Source organism: Streptomyces marincola (genome assembly GCF_020410765.1).
GTDB classification, from domain to species: domain Bacteria; phylum Actinomycetota; class Actinomycetes; order Streptomycetales; family Streptomycetaceae; genus Streptomyces; species Streptomyces marincola.
The window spans coordinates 472,471-492,007 of sequence record NZ_CP084541.1; the positions used below are offsets into that span (position 1 = coordinate 472,471).

Annotated in this window: 18 protein-coding genes; 1 reads left to right on the forward strand and 17 read right to left on the reverse strand. The window is 73.6% G+C overall.

Translation table 11 applies throughout. The annotated features are described in order from the left end of the window. Positions 1-20 precede the first annotated feature (20 nt). The 14 genes from LC193_RS01855 to pyrR all read right to left on the reverse strand — a co-directional run bounded on the left by LC193_RS01855 (position 21) and on the right by pyrR (position 16,490). A complete protein-coding gene (locus tag LC193_RS01855; RefSeq protein ID WP_404819329.1) occupies positions 21-2,150 on the reverse strand; it encodes a primosomal protein N' in 2,130 nt (709 codons plus the stop codon). 111 nt (positions 2,151-2,261) lie between these two features. Continuing rightward, on the reverse strand, positions 2,262-3,470 hold the full coding sequence (gene metK, locus LC193_RS01860) for a methionine adenosyltransferase (protein WP_086161596.1): 1,209 nt from the start codon (positions 3,468-3,470) through the stop codon (positions 2,262-2,264). Between the two features lie 213 nt (positions 3,471-3,683). Next, positions 3,684-4,910: a bifunctional phosphopantothenoylcysteine decarboxylase/phosphopantothenate--cysteine ligase CoaBC gene (gene coaBC, locus LC193_RS01865; RefSeq protein ID WP_226070716.1), complete on the reverse strand. Its 1,227-nt coding sequence runs from the start codon at positions 4,908-4,910 to the stop codon at positions 3,684-3,686. Positions 4,911-5,033: 123 nt separating this feature from the next. After that, positions 5,034-5,306 (reverse strand): DNA-directed RNA polymerase subunit omega, encoded by a 273-nt coding sequence (rpoZ, locus tag LC193_RS01870; protein ID WP_059008417.1) that lies wholly within the window; start codon positions 5,304-5,306, stop codon positions 5,034-5,036. A 48-nt stretch (positions 5,307-5,354) separates the two neighbouring features. Continuing rightward, positions 5,355-5,906, reverse strand: a complete 552-nt coding sequence (gmk, locus tag LC193_RS01875; protein ID WP_086161594.1) for a guanylate kinase — start codon at positions 5,904-5,906, stop codon at positions 5,355-5,357. A gap of 61 nt (positions 5,907-5,967) precedes the next feature. After that, positions 5,968-6,291 (reverse strand): integration host factor, encoded by a 324-nt coding sequence (locus LC193_RS01880; protein ID WP_077062580.1) that lies wholly within the window; start codon positions 6,289-6,291, stop codon positions 5,968-5,970. 229 nt (positions 6,292-6,520) lie between these two features. Next, a complete protein-coding gene (gene pyrF, locus LC193_RS01885; protein WP_226070724.1) occupies positions 6,521-7,366 on the reverse strand; it encodes an orotidine-5'-phosphate decarboxylase in 846 nt (281 codons plus the stop codon). Then, positions 7,363-8,511, reverse strand: a complete 1,149-nt coding sequence (locus LC193_RS01890; RefSeq protein ID WP_226070727.1) for a quinone-dependent dihydroorotate dehydrogenase — start codon at positions 8,509-8,511, stop codon at positions 7,363-7,365. The genes pyrF and LC193_RS01890 overlap by 4 nt, the downstream gene beginning before the upstream one ends. Next, complete coding sequence (gene carB, locus LC193_RS01895) at positions 8,508-11,819, reverse strand: carbamoyl-phosphate synthase large subunit (protein ID WP_226070735.1); 3,312 nt, start codon at positions 11,817-11,819, stop codon at positions 8,508-8,510. The genes LC193_RS01890 and carB overlap by 4 nt, the downstream gene beginning before the upstream one ends. Further along, entirely contained in the window at positions 11,812-12,954 is a 1,143-nt protein-coding gene (gene carA, locus LC193_RS01900; RefSeq protein ID WP_226070737.1) for a glutamine-hydrolyzing carbamoyl-phosphate synthase small subunit, read from the reverse strand. Before carA ends, carB begins: the two co-directional genes overlap by 8 nt. After that, entirely contained in the window at positions 12,951-13,565 is a 615-nt protein-coding gene (locus LC193_RS01905) for a PH-like domain-containing protein (RefSeq protein ID WP_226070739.1), read from the reverse strand. The genes carA and LC193_RS01905 overlap by 4 nt, the downstream gene beginning before the upstream one ends. Then, positions 13,562-14,857: a dihydroorotase gene (locus tag LC193_RS01910; RefSeq protein ID WP_226070741.1), complete on the reverse strand. Its 1,296-nt coding sequence runs from the start codon at positions 14,855-14,857 to the stop codon at positions 13,562-13,564. The genes LC193_RS01905 and LC193_RS01910 overlap by 4 nt, the downstream gene beginning before the upstream one ends. Then, entirely contained in the window at positions 14,854-15,843 is a 990-nt protein-coding gene (locus tag LC193_RS01915; protein WP_226070743.1) for an aspartate carbamoyltransferase catalytic subunit, read from the reverse strand. The genes LC193_RS01910 and LC193_RS01915 overlap by 4 nt, the downstream gene beginning before the upstream one ends. A 56-nt stretch (positions 15,844-15,899) precedes the next feature. Then, a complete protein-coding gene (pyrR, locus tag LC193_RS01920) occupies positions 15,900-16,490 on the reverse strand; it encodes a bifunctional pyr operon transcriptional regulator/uracil phosphoribosyltransferase PyrR (protein ID WP_086161588.1) in 591 nt (196 codons plus the stop codon). Positions 16,491-16,689: 199 nt separating this feature from the next. On the opposite strand from pyrR, the gene bldD reads away from it, so the two are divergent. After that, on the forward strand, positions 16,690-17,190 hold the full coding sequence (bldD, locus tag LC193_RS01925) for a transcriptional regulator BldD (RefSeq protein WP_086161587.1): 501 nt from the start codon (positions 16,690-16,692) through the stop codon (positions 17,188-17,190). A gap of 112 nt (positions 17,191-17,302) precedes the next feature. Here the strand turns inward: bldD and nusB are convergent, their stop codons facing one another. The 3 genes from nusB to LC193_RS01940 all read right to left on the reverse strand — a co-directional run bounded on the left by nusB (position 17,303) and on the right by LC193_RS01940 (position 19,475). Continuing rightward, the gene (nusB, locus tag LC193_RS01930; RefSeq protein WP_226070745.1) at positions 17,303-17,728 is read right to left on the reverse strand and encodes a transcription antitermination factor NusB; all 426 of its coding nucleotides are present in this window, start codon (positions 17,726-17,728) and stop codon (positions 17,303-17,305) included. 2 nt (positions 17,729-17,730) lie between these two features. Then, entirely contained in the window at positions 17,731-18,297 is a 567-nt protein-coding gene (gene efp, locus LC193_RS01935; RefSeq protein ID WP_226070747.1) for an elongation factor P, read from the reverse strand. Positions 18,298-18,362: 65 nt separating this feature from the next. Next, positions 18,363-19,475, reverse strand: coding sequence for a M24 family metallopeptidase (locus tag LC193_RS01940; RefSeq protein ID WP_226070749.1), 1,113 nt, complete (start codon positions 19,473-19,475; stop codon positions 18,363-18,365). Between the last annotated feature and the right edge of the window lie 62 nt (positions 19,476-19,537).

The window sequence follows — 19,537 nt, forward strand, 5'->3', positions numbered from 1 at the left end:
CGCCGGGCCGCGGCCCGGCGTCAGCCGATGTCGGCCGGGTCGATCAGCACGCGCGCCACGGCTCCGTCGCGCTGCGCGAGCCGGGCCGCCCTGGCCGTCTTCAACGCGCGGGCGAGCGCGGCCCCGCGGCCCGGGGGCACCCGGACCAGCGCCCGTTCCCAGCGCTCGCCCGGCGGCGGGTCGCCGGTGCGGCGCGGGCGGCCCGGGTCCGCGGCCGGAAGCGGCACGGGGCCGAGGACCTCGGCCTCCGGCGGCAGTTCCGCGCCGCCGAGCAGCGCGGCCACCGCGTCCTGCGGCCCGGTGACCGCCGCCATGCGCGAGACCGGCGGGAAGCCGAGCGCGGCGCGGTCGGCCAGCTCGCGCCGCGCGTGGCCCGCCGGGTCCCAGCGCACGAGCGACTGGACGGGGCGCACGGCGGACTCCGCGAGCACCACGACCGTGCCGCCCGCCGCTTGGGGCCTGACCAGGGCCGCGGCGTTCAGCCAGCGGCGCAGCGCCTCCTCCCCCGCCCGCAGGTCGGGCCGCCCGAGCAGCGCCCACCCGTCGAGCAGCAGGGCCGCCGCGTAGCCGGGTCCTGCGGCCACGGGTTCTGCCCCCGGGGTGCTCACGACGAGGGCGGGAGCGTCGGGCACCGTGTCGAGGACGTGGTCGCGCCCCGAGGTGCGCACGGGAACGGCGGGGAACGCCCGCCCCAGCTCCTCCGCCGTCCGCCTGGCCCCGATCACGACGGCGCGCAGCCGCGTGCCGCCGCAGTCCCGGCAGTGCCAGTCCGGCTGGCGCGTGCCGCACCAGCCGCAGCCGAGCACCTCGTCCGCGGCCTCCGCGGCCAGCGGGCCGTGGCAGTGGCCGCAGCGGGCCTGGGCGCGGCAGCGGTGGCAGGCCAGGTGCGGCGCGTAGCCGCGGCGCGGCACCTGCACGAGCACCGGGCCTTCGGCGAGCCCGGCGCGCAGCGCGTGCCAGGCGACGGTGGGCAGCCGGGCCGACCTGGCGGCCTCGTCCCTCGCCTGGTCCTCGTCGCCCACGGTCCGCACCAGCGGGGCCGCCGCACGCACGGTGTCCCGGTCGGCGGCCAGCGGGCGGGCCCAGCCGGTCTCGACGAGCTGGGCCGCCTCGGCGGTCACGGCGTGCCCGCCGAGCAGGACGGCGGCGCCCTCCTGGGCGGCGCGCAGCACGAGGACGTCGCGGGCGTGCGGACGCGGCGCGTGCTCGTCGCGATGCGCCGGGTCGCCGTCGTCCCAGACGGCCGCGATGGCCAGGTCGTGCACGGGCGCGAACATCGCGGCCCGCGTGCCCACGACGCCGCGCACGGCTCCCCGGCTGACGGCGAGCCAGCGCCGGTAGCGCGCCTCGCGCCCCGCGTCGGCGGTCAGCAGCACGTGGGCGCCGCCGCCGGTCAGCGCGGTCAGCGCGGCGTCGACACGGGCCGCGGCCCGGCCGTCGGGCAGGACGGCGAGCGCGCCCCGGCCGGCGGCCAGCGCGGTGGCCAGCGCGGTGGCCAGCTCCTCGGCCCAGCCGGGTCCTGGCAGCGCGGTCCACACGGCCCGCGGCGCCTCGCCGCGGGCGACGGCGTCGAGGAAGCCGGGCCCGTGCGGGTAGCGGGCCCAGCCGCCGGGTCCTGGCGGCGCGGGCGGGGCCTGCGGTCCCGCGGACGGCTGCCGTTCCGCGCGGGCCATGCGGGGCGGCACCGCGAGGGCGACGACATCGGCGAGGGTCCCCGCGTACCGGTCGGCCACCGCGCGGCACAGGCGCAGGAGCGTGGGCGTGAGGACCCGTTCGGTGGAGAGCACCTGGGCGAGCGGGGCGAGCACGCCGGGGAAGTCGGAGTCGGCGCGCCGTTCGACGATGTACCCGTTGATCAGACGGCCGCCCTCGCGGCGGCCGTCGCGCTGGCCGGCGCCGAAGCGGACCCTGACCCTGACGCCCGGCTGGGCCTCGGCGTCCATGGCCGCGGGCACCGCGTAGTCGAAGTAGCGGTCGAGGTGGACCAGGCCCTTGTCGACCAGCACGCGGGCGACGGGCAGGTGCTCCGCGGGCCGGGCGCCGCGCCAGGTGCGCGGCCTGGCCCGGGGGGCCGCGCCGCCGCGGGCGGCGGCGCGCAGCAGCGCCAGCTGCTCACCGCCGCGCGCTTCCCGTTCCGCTGCCTCGCCCACGGCACCCAGTACATCAAACGGGTCGGACGCCCGTGTGCCGCCCGGGGCGGCACGGCGTCACCTGCGGGCCGGGGCGGGGGGCGCGGCGGGGCGCCCCCCGGCGGCGGTGCCTCAGAGACCGGTCGCGGCGCGCAGGGCGTCGACGCGGTCGGTGCGCTCCCAGGTGAACTCCGGCAGCTCGCGGCCGAAGTGGCCGTAGGCGGCGGTCCTGGCGTAGATGGGGCGCAGCAGGTCGAGGTCGCGGATGATGGCGGCCGGGCGCAGGTCGAAGACCTGGGAGATGGCCTGTTCGATGCGCTCGGCCGGCACGGTGGCGGTGCCGAAGGTCTCCACGAAGAGACCGACCGGCTCGGCCTTGCCGATGGCGTACGCGACCTGCACCTCGCAGCGGGTGGCGAGCCCGGCGGCCACGACGTTCTTGGCGACCCAGCGCATCGCGTAGGCCGCGGAACGGTCCACCTTCGAGGGGTCCTTGCCGGAGAACGCGCCGCCGCCGTGCCGCGCCATGCCGCCGTAGGTGTCGATGATGATCTTCCGGCCGGTGAGTCCCGCGTCGCCCATCGGGCCGCCGATCTCGAACCGCCCGGTCGGGTTCACCAGGAGGCGGTACCCGTCCGTCTCCAGCTTGATGCCCTCGTCCGTCAGCAGCTTCAGCTCGGCCTCGACGACGAACTCGCGGATGTCGGGCGCCAGGAGCGAGTCGAGGTCGATGTCGCTCGCGTGCTGGCTCGACACCACGACCGTGTCGAGACGGGCGGCCTTGTCGCCGTCGTACTCGATGGTGACCTGGGTCTTGCCGTCGGGGCGCAGGTAGGGGATGGTGCCGTTCTTGCGCACCTCGGACAGGCGGTGCGAGAGGCGGTGGGCCAGCCGGATCGGCAGCGGCATCAGTTCCGGCGTCTCGTCGCACGCGTAGCCGAACATCAGGCCCTGGTCGCCCGCGCCCTGGCGGTCCAGCTCGTCCTCGTCGCCCTCCACCCGGTTCTCGTAGGCGGTGTCCACGCCCTGGGCGATGTCGGGGGACTGCGCGCCGATGGAGACGGAGACGCCGCAGGAGGCGCCGTCGAACCCCTTCTTGGAGGAGTCGTAACCGATTTCGAGGATCTTGTCGCGCACGAGCGAGGCGATCGGCGCGTATGCCTGCGTGGTGACCTCGCCGGCCACATGGACCTGGCCGGTCGTGATCAGCGTTTCCACGGCCACGCGCGAGGAGGGGTCCTCCCGCAGCAGCGCGTCGAGAATGGTGTCGCTGATCTGGTCGGCGATCTTGTCGGGGTGACCCTCGGTCACGGATTCCGAGGTGAAAAGACGGCGGGACACATCGCTCCCTCGTGTTGCAGCGGCTGCTGACTCAAGTCACTGGCTGATCGCCCACGGGGGCGGGGCCGGCGCCAGTGTATCCGGCCGGAACCCGGCCAGGACCTGCGGCACGGCCTCGGTCCTGGCATGGATACCGGGGACCACAGTAACGGTCCGGTATCCCTCCGGCATAGAGGCCGCCCGCACTGCGAGACGTCCCGCGCCGCGCGGCGGTCAGGCCCCGGGCGCGGGTGCGCCGGTCAGGCGCCTGCCCACGATGTCCCAGATCCGGTCCGCCACCTCGTCCTTCGTGCCGCGCGGAACGGCGGTCTCGCCGCCCTCGGCCTCGATGACGACCGCCTCGTTCTCCTCGGCGCCGAACACCAGTGCTTCACCGACCCGGTTGACGACGAGCAGGTCGCAGCCCTTGCGGGCCAGCTTGGCGCGGCCGTTGGCGAGGACGTCGTCGGTCTCGGCCGCGAAGCCCGCGACGACGCTGCCCCGGCGCCGGTTCGCGGCCAGTTCGGCCAGGATGTCGGGGTTGCGGACGAGGGCGACCGGCTCGGGGTCCTCCCCGTCCCGCTTCTTGATCTTGCGGTCGGCGCGGACGGCGGGCCGGAAGTCGGCCACGGCCGCCGCCATGACCACCGCGTCGGCGTCCCCCGCGGCTTCGAGGGCCGCCGCGCGCAGTTCGAGCGCGGTGCCGACCTCGACGACCTCGGCGCCCGCGGGCGCGGGCAGCGCGGTGTTCGCGGCGATCAGCGTGACGCGCGCGCCCCGGGCGACGGCCGTCCTGGCCAGGGCGTATCCCTGTTTGCCCGAGGAACGGTTGCCGAGGAAGCGCACCGGGTCCAGCGGTTCGCGGGTGCCGCCCGCGGTGACGACGACGTGCCGGCCCGCGAGGTCCGCCGCCGGGGCGGTGCCCGCGCGGGACAGCACCCGCCGGCACACCGCGAAGATGGCGTCGGGGTCGGGCAGCCGCCCCTTGCCCGTGTCCGCGCCCGTCAGCCGCCCCACGGCGGGCTCGATGACGAGGCAGCCGCGCCGCCTGAGGGTCGCCACGTTCTCCCGGGTGGCGGGGTGCTCCCACATCTCGGTGTGCATCGCGGGTGCGAAGACCACGGGGCAGGTGGCGGTGAGCAGGACGTTCGTCAGCAGGTCGTCGGCCCGGCCGCCGGCGGCCCGGGCGAGGACGTCCGCCGTCGCCGGGGCGACGACCACCAGGTCGGCCGCCCGGCCGATGCGGACGTGCGGCACCTCCTCGACGTCCTGCCAGACCTCCGTGGTCACCGGGGCGCCGGACAGGGCGGCCCACGTGGGGGCGCCGACGAACTTCAGTGCCGAGGCCGTCGGGACCACGCGCACCTCGTGCCCCGACTCGGTGAACTGCCGCAGCAGCTCGCACGCCTTGTAGGCGGCGATGCCGCCCCCCACTCCGAGCACGACCCTGGGCCGCTCCATCGCTCGCCTCTCCCTGTAGTCCTGGGCCGCTTCTCCCGCCGCCGCCCGTCTTCGGAGGTCCATCCTGCCGCACGGCACGGAAAAGGCCCGGCGCGCGGCCGGGCCTTCGGGTCGGGAACGCCGTCAGTCGGTGGCGCCCTCGACCGCCTCCGAGGTCAGCAGTCCCGCGTTGATCTCACGCAGCGCGATGGAGAGCGGCTTCTCGTGGACGTGCGTGTCCACGAGCGGCCCGACGTACTCCAGCAGGCCCTCGCCGAGCTGCGAGTAGTAGGCGTTGATCTGGCGCGCGCGCTTGGCGGCGTAGATCACGAGGCTGTACTTCGAATCCGTGGCCTCAAGCAGCTCGTCGATCGGCGGGTTGATGATGCCCTCGGGCGTGGTGATGGAAGAGGACACGCTCTGCCTTCCGCTGGATGTCTCAGGATGCCCCACGATGGGTAGGGGTCAACGAATCAAGGCTAGCAGTTCGGCCGCGACGTCCTCGACCGAGGTGTTGACCAGCGTGATGTCGAACTCACGCTCCGCCGCGAGCTCCGTGCGCGCCACGGCGAGGCGGCGCTCGACGACGGCGGGCGCCTCCGTGCCGCGGCCGGTGAGCCGGCGGACCAGCTCCTCCCAGCTGGGCGGCGCGAGGAACACGAGCCGGGCGTCCGGCATGGACGTCCGCACCAGGCGGGCGCCCTGGAGGTCGATCTCCAGGAGCACGGGCGCGCCCGAGTCGAGGCGGTCGAGCACGGCGCGACGGGGCGTTCCGTAGCGGTTGCCGGCGAACTCGGCCCACTCCAGCAGCTCGCCGTTGGCGACCAGCTTGTCGAACTCCTCGTCGTCCACGAAGAAATAGTGCACGCCGTGCCGCTCGCCCGGGCGGGGCTTGCGCGTGGTGGCGGAGACGGAGAGCCACACCTCGGGATGGGCCTTGCGCAGATGAGCGACGACCGTGCTCTTGCCGACCCCCGAGGGGCCGGAGAGCACGGTCAGTCGCGGACGATCGGTCATGCGGTGATTATCGCTTCTCCCGCGGCGGCGGCGAAAACCGCGCCGCCGGGTCGCGCGCGGGTCAGGCCGGAGTGCTGCCGAACTCGCGTTCCAGCGCCGCGATCTGGTTGGAGCCGAGCCCGCGGACCCGGCGGCTCTCGGAGATGCCGAGCCGCTCCATGATCTGGCGGGCGCGGACCTTGCCGACGCCAGGCATCGACTCCAGCAGGGCGCTGACCTTCATCTTGCCGATGACATCGTTCTCCTGGCCCTGCTTGATGACCTCGTGCAGCGACGCGCCGGAGTGCTTGAGCCGATTCTTGACCTCGGCGCGCTCCCGGCGAGCCGCGGCGGCCTTCTCAAGCGCGGCTGCGCGCTGTTCAGGGGTTAGGGGCGGTAGAGCCACGCCTACGTCACCTCGGTTGTCGAACTGTCGGATACGGAACGGTGAGGAACCTAGTGGTCCCCGCACCAGTGGGGCAACGAGCAACGCTCGGGTGCCCCGTTCTCGACGGAGACTAGCGGTGCTCGACGCAATAAGTCAGGGAGAATCGACAAAAAGTCCTGGTCAGCTGTGAAGCGGCCTCCACATTTCCGACATAACGCACCCGTCGGCGCCCCAAGGCGACGGCCCGTCACCCTCCGGCACCGACGCACGCGGCCAGGGCCGCGGCCTCACGCTCCGCCGCGGCGCGCAGGGCGCCCGCGTCCGGGCCGTGCCGCAGCACGCCCCTGCTCACGCTGGGCAGCACGTCGCGCAGCGCGCCGCCGAAGACGCGCGGCAGGTCGGCCGCGCGCGCCCCCTGCGCGCCGAGCCCCGGGGCCAGCAGCGGTCCGCCCATCGCGAGATCCTCGCCCGCCTCCGCGAGGGTCGCGCCGACCACGGCGCCGAAGGAGCCCAGCGGCAGGGCGCCCGCGTTCTCCGCGCGCAGCCGCCCGAGCACGGCACCGGCCACCGAGGGCCCCGCCTCCGTCGTCGCCCGCTGCACCTCGGCGCCCTCCGGGTTGGAGGTGAGGGCGAGCACGAACACGCCCGCGCCGTGCGCGCGCGCCAGGTCGAACGCCGGCCGCAGCGCGTCGAACCCGAGGTAGGGGCTCAGCGTGACCGCGTCCGAGCGCAGCGGCGCGCCCTCGGCCAGGTAGGCGTCCGCGTAGGCGGCCATCGTCGAACCGATGTCGCCGCGCTTGACGTCCGTGACGACCAGCGCGCCCGCCGCCCTGGCGTCCGCGATGGCCCGCTCCAGCACGGCCACGCCGCGGGAGCCGAAGCGTTCGAAGAACGCCGACTGCGGTTTGAGTACCGCGACCCGGTCGGCCAGCGCCTCCACCACCGTCGCGGTGAACCGTTCGAGGCCGCCGACGTCGTCGGGCAGCCCCCACTCGGCGAGCAGCGCGGCGTGCGGGTCGATGCCCACGCACAGCGGGCCGCGTTCGTCCATGGCACGGCGCAGGCGCGCGCCGAACGGCTCGGGCGCGGTCATCGCGACTCCTCGGGGGCGCGGGCGGCGGCCGGGCCGGTTTCCGCCGAGGCGCCGACGGCCTCGGCCAGGCTGCGGTACGGGCTCGCGGCCAGCCGTTCCGCGATGCCGCGGTGCAGGTCGCGGGCCCATCCTGGACCGCCGTAGACGAAGCCGCTGTACCCCTGCACGAGCGTGGCGCCGGCCAGGATGTGCTGCCAGGCGTCGTCCGCGGTCTCGATGCCGCCCACGCCGATCAGGGTCAGCCGGTCGCCGGCCCGCGCGTACAGGCGGCGGAGCACGGCGAGCGAGCGCTCCTTGAGCGGGGCGCCGGACAGGCCGCCGGCGCCGAGGGCCTCGACCGCCGCGGCCCCGGTGGTCAGCCCCGCGCGCCCCGTGGTCGTGTTGGTCGCGACGATGCCGTCGAGGCCGGTCTCGACGGCGAGGTCGGCGACCGCGTCGATGTCCTCGTCTGCCAGATCGGGGGCGATCTTGACCAGCAGCGGAACGCGGCGCACGGGCGAGGACCGGTCGGCGGCCTCGCGGACGGCGGCGAGCAGGGGCCGCAGCCGGTCGGCGGCCTGGAGGTCGCGCAGCCCCGGGGTGTTCGGCGAGGACACGTTGACCACGAGGTAGTCGGCGTGGCGGGCCAGCCGCCGGGTCGTGGTGACGTAGTCGGCGACTGCCTCCGATTCGGGGACGGATTTGTTCTTGCCGATGTTGACGCCGACCACGGGCCTGGGGGCGCGGAGCCTGGCCAGGCGGGCCGCGACGGCGACCGAGCCGTCGTTGTTGAAGCCCATCCGGTTGATCAGGGCCCGGTCGGCCGGCAACCGGAACAGGCGCGGCGCCGGGTTCCCCGGCTGCGGACGGGCGGTCACGGTGCCGATCTCGACGAAGTCGAAGCCGAGGGCGGCCAGGCCCGTGACGCCCACGGCGTTCTTGTCGAATCCGGCGGCGAGGCCGAGCGGTCCCGGCAGGTCGAGCCCGAGCGCGTGAACGCGCAGGGAGGGGTGCGAGGGCGCGTACGCGGTGCGCACCGCACCACGCGCGCCGGGGACCCGGGCGGCGGCCCTGATGAGCCCGAACGCCAGGTGGTGCGCGCGTTCGGCGTCCACGCGCCGCAGGACCTTGTCGAACAGCAGTTGGTAGGCGGGCACGTCGCTCACCGCTCCCTGGTCGCGTCGAGGTCGCGCGCGTGGTCCTGGAGGGAGCGGACCCCGACCTCGCCGCGGTTCAGGGCGTCGATGCCCTGCACCGCGGCGGCCAGTGCCTGCACCGTCGTCAGGCAGGGCACCCCGCGGGCGACGGCGGCGGTCCTGATGTCGTAGCCGTCGAGCCGGCCGCCAGTGCCGTAGGGCGTGTTGACGATGAGGTCGACCTGGCCCTCGTGGATCAGCGTGACGATGGTCGGCTGGCCCTGCGGGCCCGTCCCCTCGCTCTGCTTGCGCACGACGGTGGCCTGGATGCCGTTGCGCTGGAGCACCTCGGCCGTCCCCGAGGTGGCCAGCAGCTCGAAGCCGTGCTCGACCAGGGCCCTGGCGGGGAAGATCACGGCGCGCTTGTCGCGGTTGGCGACCGAGACGAAGGCCCGGCCCTTGGTCGGCAGCGCGCCGTAGGCGCCCGCCTGCGACTTGGCGTAGGCGGTGCCGAAGACCGAGTCGATGCCCATGACCTCGCCCGTCGACCGCATCTCCGGGCCGAGCACGGTGTCCACGCCGCGCCCGTGCACGTCGCGGAACCTCGACCAGGGCATCACCGCCTCCTTCACGGAGATCGGCGCGGACGGGGGCAGCGTTCCGCCGTCCCCGTGCGCCGGCAGCAGGCCCTCGGCCCGCAGCTGCGCCACGGTGGCGCCCAGCGAGATGCGCGCCGCCGCCTTGGCCAGCGGCACGGCGGTGGCCTTGGAGGTGAACGGCACGGTGCGGGAGGCGCGGGGGTTGGCTTCGAGCACGTACAGGATGTCGCCTGCCAGCGCGAACTGGATGTTGATCAGTCCGCGGACGCCGACGCCGCGGGCGATGGCCTCCGTGGAGGCGCGCAGCCGCTTGATGTCGTGGCCGCCCAGCGTGATCGGGGGCAGCGCGCAGGCGGAGTCGCCCGAGTGGATGCCGGCCTCCTCGATGTGCTCCATCACGCCGCCGAGGTACAGCTCCTCGCCGTCGTAGAGGGCGTCGACGTCGATCTCGATGGCGTCGTCGAGGAACCGGTCGATCAGGACCGGGTGTTCGGAGATCAGCCCGGCGTGCAGCCTCAGGTACTCGGCGAGCGCGGGCTCGTCGTACACGATCTGCATCCCGCGGCCGCCGAGCACGTAGCTGGGCCGCACCATGACCGGGTAGCCGATGCCCGCGGCGATGTCCTTGGCCTCGTCGAAGGAGAACGCGGTGCCGTACTTCGGCGCGGGCAGTCCCGCGTCGGCCAGGACACGGCCGAACGCGCCGCGCTCCTCGGCGAGGTCGATCGCCTCGGGCGAGGTGCCGACCACGGGCACGCCGTTGTCCTTCAGCGCCTGCGCCAGGCCGAGCGGGGTCTGCCCGCCGAGCTGCACCAGCACCCCGGCGACGGGGCCCGCCTGCGTCTCGGCGTGGACGACCTCAAGGACGTCCTCCAGGGTCAGCGGCTCGAAGTACAGCCGGTCGGAGGTGTCGTAGTCGGTGGAGACCGTCTCCGGGTTGCAGTTGACCATCACGGTCTCGTAGCCCGCCTCGCTGAGCGCGAAGCACGCGTGGACGCACGAGTAGTCGAACTCGATGCCCTGGCCGATGCGGTTGGGGCCGGAGCCGAGGATGATCACCGCGGGCTTCTCCCGCGGCGTGACCTCGGACTCCTCGTCGTAGGACGAGTACAGGTAGGGCGTGCGGGCCGCGAACTCCGCGGCGCAGGTGTCGACGGTCTTGTACACCGGGCGCACGCCCAGCGCGTGCCTGACCTCGCGGACGACGTTCTCGCGCAGGCCGCGGATGCCCCCGATCTGGGCGTCGGAGAAGCCGTGCCGCTTGGCGGCGGCCAGCAGCTCCGGGCCCAGCCGGTCGGCCGCCGCGAGTTCGTCGGCGATCTCCTTGATCAGGAAGAGCTGGTCGACGAACCAGGGGTCGATGCGCGTGGCCTCGAACACCTCGTCGGGCGTGGCCCCCGCCCTGATGGCGGCCATCACGGTGTTGAGCCTGCCGTCGGTGGGGACGGCCGCCAGCCGCAGCAGGGCCTCCTTGTCGCCCGGCTCCCCGGTGAAGTCGAACGGCGCGTCCTTCTTCTCGACCGACCGCAGCGCCTTGTTCAGCGCCTCGGTGAAGCTGCGGCCGATCGCCATGGCCTCGCCGACGGACTTCATGGTGGTCGTGAGGGTCGGGTCGGCCGCGGGGAACTTCTCGAACGCGAACCGCGGCACCTTGACGACGACATAGTCGAGGGTCGGCTCGAACGAGGCCGGCGTCTGCTCGGTGATGTCGTTGGGGATCTCGTCCAGCGTGTAGCCGATGGCGAGGCGGGCGGCGATCTTCGCGATGGGGAAGCCGGTGGCCTTGGACGCGAGCGCGGAGGAGCGGGACACCCGCGGGTTCATCTCGATGACGACGACCCGGCCGTCCTCGGGGTTCACGGCGAACTGGATGTTGCAGCCGCCCGTGTCGACCCCGACCTCCCTGATGACCTCGATGCCGATGTTGCGCAGCACCTGGTACTCGCGGTCGGTCAGCGTCATCGCGGGGGCCACCGTGATCGAGTCTCCGGTGTGGACCCCCATGGGGTCGAGGTTCTCGATCGAGCAGACCACGACCACGTTGTCGTTGCGGTCGCGCATCAGCTCAAGCTCGTACTCCTTCCAGCCGAGGATCGACTCCTCAAGGAGCACCTCGGTGGTCGGCGAAAGGGCGAGGCCCTGGCCCGCGATGCGGCGCAGCTCCGCCTCGTCGTGCGCGAAGCCCGAGCCGGCCCCGCCCATGGTGAAGGAGGGCCTGACGACGACCGGGTAGCCGCCGAGCCCCTCGACGCCGGCCAGCACCTCGTCCATGGAGTGGCAGATGACGGAACGGGCCGACTCGCCGTGCCCGATGCGCTCCCGGACCGCGGCGACGACGTGCTTGAACTGCTCGCGGTCCTCGCCCTTGTGGATCGCCGCCACGTTCGCGCCGATCAGCTCCACGCCGTGCGCGTCCAGGGTGCCGGCCTCGTGCAGCGCGACCGCGGTGTTCAGCGCGGTCTGGCCGCCCAGGGTCGGCAGCAGCGCGTCCGGGCGCTCCTTGGCGATGATCCGCTCGACGAACTCCGGCGTGATCGGCTCGACGTAGGTCGCGTCGGCGATCTCCGGGTCGGTCATGATGGTGGCCGGATTGGAGTTGACGAGGATGACGCGCAGCCCCTCGGACTTCAGCACGCGGCACGCCTGGGTACCGGAGTAGTCGAACTCGGCGGCCTGGCCGATGACGATCGGACCCGAGCCGATGACCAGGACGGACTGGATATCGGTGCGCTTAGGCACGCTGGTCCTCCATCAGGGAGACGAAGCGGTCGAACAGGTAGGCGGCGTCGTGGGGACCCGCGGCGGCCTCGGGGTGGTACTGCACGCTGAAGGCCGGGCGGTCCAGGAGCCGCAGCCCCTCGACGACGTCGTCGTTCAGGCAGACGTGCGAGACCTCGACGCGGCCGTGCGGCGTCTCTGACACCTTGTCGATCGGCGCGTCGACGGCGAAGCCGTGGTTGTGCGCGGTGACCTCGACGCGGCCGGTGGCCAGGTCCTTCACCGGCTGGTTGATGCCGCGGTGCCCGTACTTCAGCTTGAACGTGCCGAAGCCGAGCGCGCGGCCCAGGATCTGGTTGCCGAAGCAGATGCCGAACAGCGGCGTGCGGCGGTCGAGCACCCCGCGCATCAGCGAGACCGGGTGGTCGGCCGCCGCCGGGTCGCCCGGGCCGTTGGAGAAGAAGACCCCGTCGGGGCCGGCCGCGTACACCTCGTCCAGGGTCGCGGTCGCGGGCAGCACGTGCACCTCGATGCCGCGCTGCGCCATGCGGTGCGGCGTCATGCCCTTGATGCCGAGGTCGACCGCGGCGACGGTGTACCGCTTCTCGCCGATGGCCGGTACGACGTAGGTCTCGGTCGTGGCGACCTCGGCGGACAGGTCGGCGCCCGTCATCTCGGGAGCCGACCTGACGCGCGCGAGCAGCGTCTCGGTGTCGGCGAGCGCGGGCCCGGAGAAGACGCCGGCGCGCATCGCGCCGCGTTCGCGCAGGTGCCGCGTCAGGGCCCGGGTGTCGACGCCGCTGATGCCGACGACGCCCTGGCTCGCCAGCTCGGCATCGAGCGGGCGCACCGAGCGCCAGTTGGACGGCACCCGGGCGGGGTCGCGGACCACGTAGCCGGCGACCCAGATGCGCCGGGATTCCGGGTCCTCGTCGTTCACGCCGGTGTTGCCGATGTGCGGGGCGGTCATGACGACCACCTGCCGGTGGTAGGACGGGTCGGTCAGCGTTTCCTGGTAGCCGGTCATGCCGGTGGCGAAGACGGCTTCCCCGAAGGTCTCGCCGACCGCGCCGTAGGCCCGGCCGTGGAACACCCGGCCGTCCTCCAGGACCAGCACGGCGGGAGCCGTGGCGGTGTGCCGCGGGGCGGTGGTCATGGTGCACCTTCCTCAGGGGTGTTGCGGGTGTGGCCCACGAGGGAGCCTTCGTACGGGTCGAACGCGCCGAGTTCCCCGACCCACGCGGCGTGTTCCGCGGGCCGGTCGGCCCGGAATCCGGAGTCGAGCAGGCGCCCGCCGTGCTCCCAGGTGATCACCAGCAGGCCGCCCTCGGTGAGCACCTTGCCGGCGATGCCCTTGTCCAGGCGGGCGCCGCGGACCCGGTCGGCGGGGATGTGGAAGTCGGTCGCGCCCGGGCGCAGCACGGTCACGCCCGCGCCGCTCAGCGTCAGCTCGGCCCGGCTGCGCGCGCCGAGGCCGCGGGCCACGATGCGGTCCAGCCACTGCCCGGCGGTGGTGGTGCCGTGGTAGCGGCCGGCCAGTGCCAGGCGCGCCCCTGGCGGGTCCTCGGGCGCGGGAGTCAGCTCGGGCAGGTCGTCCTGGAGCACGGCTCGCCACTTCCAGCCCTCGCGCATGAGCCAGTAGACCAGCGCGAGGAACAGCAGGATGCCCACGATCCAGCCGATGCGCGCGGCCCAGTCGGTCACCTCCTGCGACCTGCGTTCGAGTTCGCCGTCCGCCGCGAGGCGGAGCAGCGGCGCGGAGGTCATACCGGCGCCCCGTCCCGCACCGTGGCCCGGCCGCGCAGGAACGTGTGCACCACCCGCCCGGGCAGTTCGATGCCGCGGTAGGGGGTGTTGCGGCTGCGGGAGACGAACCCGGCGGGCTCGACCACCGCGCGGTGGTCGGGGTCGACCAGCGTCAGGTTCGCCGGCTCGCCCTCGGCCACCGGGCGGCCCTGCCCGGCCAGGCGGCCGATGGCGGCGGGCCTGAACGACATCCGGTCGGCGACCGCGGCCCAGTCGAGCAGCCCGGTGTCGACCATGGTGTGCTGGACCACGGAGAGCGCCGTTTCCAGGCCGATCATGCCCATGGCCGCCGCGCCCCACTCGCAGTCCTTGTCCTCGCGCGGGTGCGGGGCGTGATCGGTGGCCACGCAGTCGATGGTGCCGTCGGCCAGCGCCTCGCGCAGCGCCAGGACGTCCTCCCGGGTGCGCAGCGGCGGGTTCACCTTGTAGACCGGGTCGTAGGAACGCACCAGCTCGTCGGTGAGCAGCAGGTGGTGCGGGGTGACCTCGGCGGTGACCTGCCAGCCCTTGGACTTGGCCCAGCGGACCAGCTCGACGGAGCCCGCGGTGCTCAGGTGGCAGACGTGGACCCGGGAGCCGACGTGGGCGGCGAGCAGCACGTCCCGCGCGATGATCGACTCCTCGGCGACGGCCGGCCAGCCGGCGAGGCCGAGTTCGGCCGAGACGACGCCCTCGTTCATCTGCGCGCCCTCGGTCAGCCGCGGCTCCTGCGCGTGCTGGGCGATGACGCCGTCGAACGCCTTCACGTACTCCAGGGCCCTGCGCATGATCACCGCGTCGTCGACGCACTTGCCGTCGTCCGAGAAGACGACGACCCGGGCGGCCGACTCGTGCATCGCGCCCAGCTCGGCCAGCTGCTTGCCCTCAAGGCCGACCGTGACCGCGCCGACGGGCTGCACGTCGCAGTAGCCGGACTCCGTGCCCAGGCGCCAGACCTGCTCGACGACGCCCGCGGTGTCGGCCACGGGGAAGGTGTTGGCCATCGCGTGCACGGCCGTGAAGCCCCCGGCGGCGGCGGCGCGGGTGCCGGTGAGGACCGTCTCCGAGTCCTCGCGGCCGGGCTCGCGCAGGTGGGTGTGCAGGTCGACCAGTCCAGGCAGCAGGACGAGCCCTTCGGCCTCGACGACGGCCGCGCCGTCGGCGGGGAGACCGGTGCCCACGGCGGCGACGGCGGAGCCGTCGATCAGGAGGTCCTGCGGCGGGCCGCCGAGGATACGCGCGCCGCGGATCAGGGTGCGCTCGTTCCGGTTCATGCGGGCTGTCCGTTCTCGTCGGTACGGGTGGTGGCGGCGGGCTCGGCGCCGCCGAGCAGGAGGTAGAGCACCGCCATGCGGACGCTGACGCCGCCGGAGACCTGCTCGACGGCGGTGCAGCGCGGCGAGTCCGCGACCTCCGCGGTGATCTCCATGCCGCGGTTCATCGGGCCCGGGTGCATCACGAGGGCGTGCTCCGGCATCCTGGCCATGCGCTCGCCGTGCAGCCCGTAGCGGCGCGCGTACTCCCGCTCGGTCGGGAAGTAGGCGGCGTTCATCCGCTCGCGCTGCACGCGCAGCATCATCACGGCGTCGGACGTGGGCAGCACCGTGTCCAGGTCGTAGGACACCGCGCAGGGCCAGTGCGATACGCCCACGGGCAGCAGGGTCGGCGGGGCGACGACGGTGACCTCGGCGCCCAGTGCCGTCAGCAGGTGGACGTTGGAACGGGCCACCCGGCTGTGCAGGATGTCCCCCACGATGGTGACGCGGCGGCCGGACAGGTCACCGCCCATGCCGCGCTCGGGACCGCCCGCCAGGCGGCGGCGCAGGGTGAACGCGTCGAGCAGCGCCTGCGTCGGGTGCTCGTGCGTGCCGTCCCCCGCGTTGACGACGCTGCCCCCGATCCAGCCCGAGGTCGCCAGCCGGTGCGGGGCTCCCGAGTCGTGGTGCCTGATGACGACGGCGTCGGCGCCCATCGCCTCAAGCGTCAGGGCGGTGTCCTTGAGGGACTCGCCCTTGGAGACGGACGACCCCTTCGCGGAGAAGTTGATCACGTCGGCTGAGAGTCGTTTCGCCGCCGCCTCGAAGGAGATGCGGGTCCTGGTGGAGTCCTCGAAGAAGAGGTTCACCACGGTGCGACCGCGCAGCGTCGGCAGTTTCTTGATCGGCCGGTCGGCGACCCGGGCGAGCTCCTCGGCGGTGTCGAGGATGAGCACCGTGTCGTCGCGGGTGAGATCGGTGGCCGAGATGAGGTGGTGCTTCATCTGGTGCCTTCCGTGGGAGAGTTGAGGTGTGCCGTGGACCGGGGCGTGACGGCGCGTCAGCGCTCGTCGGCCGGCGTGTGCTCGCGCACGCCGAGCAGCACGCCGTCGCGGCCGTCCTCCTCGGTGAGCAGCACCTTGACGGTCTCCCGCTGCGAGGTCGGGATGTTCTTGCCGACGTAGTCGGCCCTGATGGGCAGCTCGCGGTGCCCGCGGTCGACGAGGACGGCGAGCTGGACGGCGCGCGGGCGGCCGATGTCGCCCAGGGCGTCGAGGGCGGCCCTGATGGTGCGGCCGGAGAACAGCACGTCGTCCACGAGCACGACGAGCCGGCCGTCGACGCCGTCGCCCGGGATGTCGGTGCGGGCGAGGGCGCGGGCGGGCCGCAGCCGCAGGTCGTCCCGGTACATCGTGACGTCGAGGGAACCGACGGGCACGGGGTGGCCGGTGACCTCCCGCAGCTTGGCGGCGAGCCGCCGGGCGAGGAAGACTCCCCTGGTCGGGATGCCGAGCAGCACCACGTCGTCGGCGCCCTTGGCGCGCTCGACGATCTCGTGGGCGATGCGGGTCAGGGCCCGCGCGATGTCCGGCGGCTCCAGGACGGAGCGGGCCGGGGGCCTGGCTTGCTGGGGTGGCTGGGTTTCATCCATACGAAAAGGACCTCCTTCCCCGCCTCACGGGACGGGCCTTAAAGGACGCCTGGGCCGATCGGGGCCGACAATAGCAGGCCGATCGGCACACTCCGCATTCCCCCAGGTCAGAGCCTGGGTGCCGGACCCCGGCTTGACGGGAGATATCACGCTGCGTAACATCACAGTGAGTTACGAAGTAGCCGTCCGGGGAGACACATTGTCCAGCGAATACGCCAAACAGCTCGGAGCCAAGCTCCGCGCCATCCGCACCCAGCAGGGTCTGTCGCTTCACGGCGTCGAGGAGAAGTCGCAGGGCCGCTGGAAGGCGGTCGTCGTCGGCTCCTACGAGCGCGGCGACCGTGCCGTGACCGTGCAGCGCCTCGCGGAGCTGGCGGACTTCTACGGCGTCCCGGTGCAGGAGCTGCTGCCCGGCTCGACGCCCGGGGGTGCCGCCGAGCCGCCGCCGAAGCTCGTCCTCGACCTGGAGCGCCTGGCCCACGTGCCCAGCGAGAAGGCGGGCCCGCTCCAGAGGTACACCGCGACGATCCAGAGCCAGCGCGGCGACTACAACGGCAAGGTGCTGTCGATCCGCCAGGACGACCTGCGCACTCTGGCCGTGATCTACGACCAGTCGCCTTCCGTGCTGACCGAGCAGCTGATCAGCTGGGGCGTGCTGGGCGCTGACGCGCGCCGGGCGGTCCAGACCGAGGACAGCTGACGCACGTGCCGGGCCGGCCGGGTGCGGGGTTCCGTACCCGGCCGGTCGGCCCGTCGGCGCCCTCCCCGACACGCGGGGGACGCCGCGCGGAAGCAGGCCCGCGCGAGAGGCCCTAACGGCGGAGCGTGGGCTTGAGGTCCTTCAGACGGCCGAGGAGGCCGTTGACGAAGGACGGGGAGTCGTCCGTGGAGAACTCCTTGGCCAGGCGCACCGCCTCGTCGAGCACCACGGGATCGGGCGTGCCGTCCTGCCAGATCAGCTCGAAGGTGCTCAGCCGCAGGATGTTGCGGTCGACGACCGGCATGCGGTCCAGGGGCCAGCTCACGGTGTACTGGCTGATGAGTTCGTCGATGCGGTGCGCGTGGGCGGCGTAGCCCTCGACCAGCTCGCGGGTGTACTCGCTGACCGGCGGCTGCCGGTCGTCGGTCCGCGCGAGCCTGACCCAGTCCGCGAGGACGTCGACCGGCGGGACGCCCCGCTGGTCGGCCTCGAAGAGGATCTGGAGGGCGCGCTGGCGGGCCTTGCTGCGGGCAGCCACGGTTAGCTGTTCACCCGGCCAAGGTATTCGCCGGAGCGGGTGTCGACCTTGATCTTCTCCCCGGTCGTGATGAACAGGGGCACGCCGATCTCGTAGCCGGTCTCCAGCCGGGCCGGCTTGGTGCCACCGGTGGACCGGTCGCCCTGCACGCCGGGCTCGGTGTACTCGATGACCAGCTCGACGGCCGCCGGCAGCTCCACGAACAGCGGGTTCTCCTCGTGGATGGCCACGGTGCAGTCCTGGCCCTCCAGCAGGTAGTTGGCCGCGTCGCCCACGGTCTCCGGGTTGATGTGCAGCTGGTCGTAGGTCTCGGTGTCCATGAAGACGAAGTCGGTGCCGTCCTTGTAGGAGAACTGCATGCCCCGTCGGTCCACGGTGGCCGTGTCGACCTTCGTGCCGGCGTTGAAGGTCCGGTCGACCACCTTGCCGGAGAGTACGTTCTTGAGCTTGGTGCGCACGAAAGCGCCGCCCTTGCCGGGCTTCACGTGCTGGAACTCGACAACGGACCAGAGCTGGCCCCCGTCGAGCTTGAGCACCATGCCGTTCTTCAGGTCGTTCGTGGTGGCCACGGTCGCGGAATCTCCTACCGACTGCTGCTTGGGGGACCGAGTTCCTCCACCGCCCCCGGCAGTGCCTACAGGGCGAGGAGCTCCTTGGTCGTGATGGTGAGTAGCTCAGGTCCGCCGTCCGCCGCTGAGCGCACGACGAGCGTGTCATCGATCCGGACGCCGCCCCTGCCGGGAAGATGGACCCCCGGCTCGACGGTGACCGGAACGCAAGGGCCAAGTCTACCCGTGGCCGCGGGAGCCAGCTGAGGGTCCTCCCCGATTTCCAGCCCCACCCCGTGACCTGTGCCGGGACCGAGCGCCGCGCCGTGCCCCGCGGCGGTCAGCACCTCCCGCGCGGCCAGGTCCACCGCGCGGTACTCGGCGCCGGGCGCCAGCGTTTCCCTGGCCGCCCGCTGCGCGGCGAACACCACCTCGTACAGCTCGATCTGCCACGCGGCCGGGCTGGTGCCGATGACGAAGGTCCGGCCGATCTGGCACCGGTAGCCGCGGTAGCGGGCCCCGAGGCGGACGGTGAGGAAGTCGCCCTCCTCCACCCGGCGGTCGGTCGGCCGGTGGCCGGCCACCCCGGAGTGGCTGCCGGTGGCCACCGAGGTGGGGAACGCCGGGCCGTCCGCCCCGTGGTCCACCAGCCGCCGCTCCAGTTCGAGCGCCAGGTGCCGCTCCGTGCGGCCGACGAGGATCGACTCCAGCAGCTCGCCCAGCGCCCGGTCGGTGATCTCGGCGGCGGACCTCAGGGCGGCGATCTCGTCCTCGTCCTTGACCAGCCGCTGCTGCTCCACCGCACAGCCCAGGTCGGTCAGGCGCAGCCGCGGGAACTCGGTGGCCACGGCGCGGTGCCTGGCGACGGTCAGGTGGTGCTCCTCGACGGCCAGCGCCGCCGCACCCGCCCGCTCCGCCTGCGCGGCGGCGGCCACGACCGGGTCGACGTGCCCGTCGAGCGCCACGCCGCGCAGTCCGCCGCCACCGGCCGGCCTGGGCACCTCCGGCGCGACCGCCGGGTCCCAGTGGCCGAACAGGACGTCCTCGCCCGACTCCCCCACCAGCAGCACGGCACCCGCGGGCGCGGGACCGGCCAGGTAGCGGACGTTGGCCGGCCGGGAGACCAGCGCCGCCTGCGGGCCGGTCGACGCGTGGCGGGCACGCAGCCGCGACCGCCTGGCCGCGTGTACCTCGGACATGGGTCGAGCCTACGCACCACCGCGCGGCTTCGGCTGCCTGAACTCGTCCGGACGAGCACGGC

Bases quoted from the DNA above. Each gene is read 5' to 3' on its own strand.
- LC193_RS01940 (WP_226070749.1), bottom strand. From the start codon at position 19,475: ATGTCCGAGGTACACGCGGCCAGGCGGTCGCGGCTGCGTGCCCGCCAC.
- LC193_RS01905 (WP_226070739.1), bottom strand. From the start codon at position 13,565: ATGACCTCCGCGCCGCTGCTCCGCCTCGCGGCGGACGGCGAACTCGAA.
- gmk (WP_086161594.1), bottom strand. From the start codon at position 5,906: ATGACCGATCGTCCGCGACTGACCGTGCTCTCCGGCCCCTCGGGGGTC.
- LC193_RS01915 (WP_226070743.1), bottom strand. From the start codon at position 15,843: ATGAAGCACCACCTCATCTCGGCCACCGATCTCACCCGCGACGACACG.
- pyrR (WP_086161588.1), bottom strand. From the start codon at position 16,490: ATGGATGAAACCCAGCCACCCCAGCAAGCCAGGCCCCCGGCCCGCTCC.
- LC193_RS01910 (WP_226070741.1), bottom strand. From the start codon at position 14,857: ATGAACCGGAACGAGCGCACCCTGATCCGCGGCGCGCGTATCCTCGGC.
- carA (WP_226070737.1), bottom strand. From the start codon at position 12,954: ATGACCACCGCCCCGCGGCACACCGCCACGGCTCCCGCCGTGCTGGTC.
- pyrF (WP_226070724.1), bottom strand. From the start codon at position 7,366: ATGACCGCGCCCGAGCCGTTCGGCGCGCGCCTGCGCCGTGCCATGGAC.
- coaBC (WP_226070716.1), bottom strand. From the start codon at position 4,910: ATGGAGCGGCCCAGGGTCGTGCTCGGAGTGGGGGGCGGCATCGCCGCC.